The organism is Xenorhabdus griffiniae (genome assembly GCF_015163655.1).
GTDB classification, from domain to species: Bacteria; Pseudomonadota; Gammaproteobacteria; order Enterobacterales; family Enterobacteriaceae; genus Xenorhabdus; species Xenorhabdus griffiniae.
The window spans coordinates 1-1,306 of sequence record NZ_JADEUF010000255.1; the positions used below are offsets into that span (position 1 = coordinate 1).

The following is a 1,306-nucleotide window of genomic DNA, read 5'->3' on the forward strand; positions in this document are numbered from 1 at the left end:
AAATTGAAATAACTGGCAGCGTCCAAGATAAGAATGGGTTGTTTTGTGGTATAGTTGGTCGTTCCCCACTGGCTCGCCTTATGGTATGCGCTCCTTCCTGAACCAACAAATAACGCCCCCTCCCCATTGCAGGTCAGTGACAAATCTCGGCTGTAGGCGGTACTCCCGTCCATCCACAGATGATGTCCTATCCAGGCAGGCACCAACATCGGGCGTTGTATCCCCGCTGTGGGGATGATGTCACCCAGCTTTCTGTTGCTGACATCCAGACTTACGGGTTTGGTCAGCACACCAACGCCGGAGTTAAAGGTAATAACCCCGTCCTTGTTTCTAAGTTTAAGGCCATATCCCTTACCTTCGAGCCGCTCCTTAACGCCGATGTCAGAAAAAACCACAACCCGATACCACCCCGCCCTGTCACCGCCATCGTACCTGTTACAGCTGTAATAACCTTCTCGGTGAACCAACATGCACGCCGGGTCTTCATTGTAAAAAAACATCAGACAATTTCCGTAATTGAGTCTGGGATCTATTGACGCCGGGTTAAATCGCCCCTGTATATACACACGCGCTTTATGGGAAACATAACCAAATCCGGCAGGCGGAACGCTGGTATTAAAATTACTGTTGTTTAATATTTTTAATCCCGCCCTGCCACCCAACATCAGCGGGTACGCGATAATTTTTATCAGCTCCGTGAGCCAATTATCAAAAACATTCTGTAAACTCAGGCCATCGACGATGACGTTTTCCCCATTCTGAGAGAACCGAATTCGCTCAGAAAACCCCGTTAATCTGAATCCATTTCCTGAGCGATCTTGATGAAATTCTGTGAACCCAACGGGATAGACATGTGCCTGATAGCCCACCGGGATTTTGATTTGACACTCCCATTCATAATGCCGCCAGTCAGTCGGGCTTTGATGAATCCCCTGTGTATTTTTGGCGACATAATCAGTCCATACCAGGCTGGCAGGTGTTGTTTTCTCATTAAAAATAAAGCTGGTCCCATCGTGTGGATTGACAATTTTTAGCCCGTAACCACTCATAAGAATTCCCCCAGTTCAATGATTGCCCTGCCGTTGTTGTCAAACATATACCAGCCTGAATCTTTGATCTGCACCCGGTAACCATTTCCTGAACCGTTTATCTCAATGTATCCAGTTTTAGCGTCAATCCGAAAGCCCCGCTGATTGGGAATGTAATTCGTGGATTTAATATCCAGTCCAACCAATAGTTGCCTGATATTCGCCATATCAATAAACGCCTCTCTGACAAACAACTGTCCATTTTTAACCACCATAAA

2 protein-coding genes are annotated in these 1,306 nt (G+C 46.6%); both read right to left on the reverse strand.

The features are described 5' to 3' along the window. A partial coding sequence (locus tag IQ211_RS19305; RefSeq protein WP_193836480.1) for a hypothetical protein occupies nucleotides 1–1,049 on the reverse strand: 1,049 nt, incomplete at its 3' end. Beyond that, nucleotides 1,046–1,306, reverse strand: a 261-nt coding sequence (locus IQ211_RS19310) for a phage tail tip fiber protein (RefSeq protein WP_193836481.1), incomplete at its 5' end; no start/stop codon positions are given. The genes IQ211_RS19310 and IQ211_RS19305, both read right to left, overlap by 4 nt.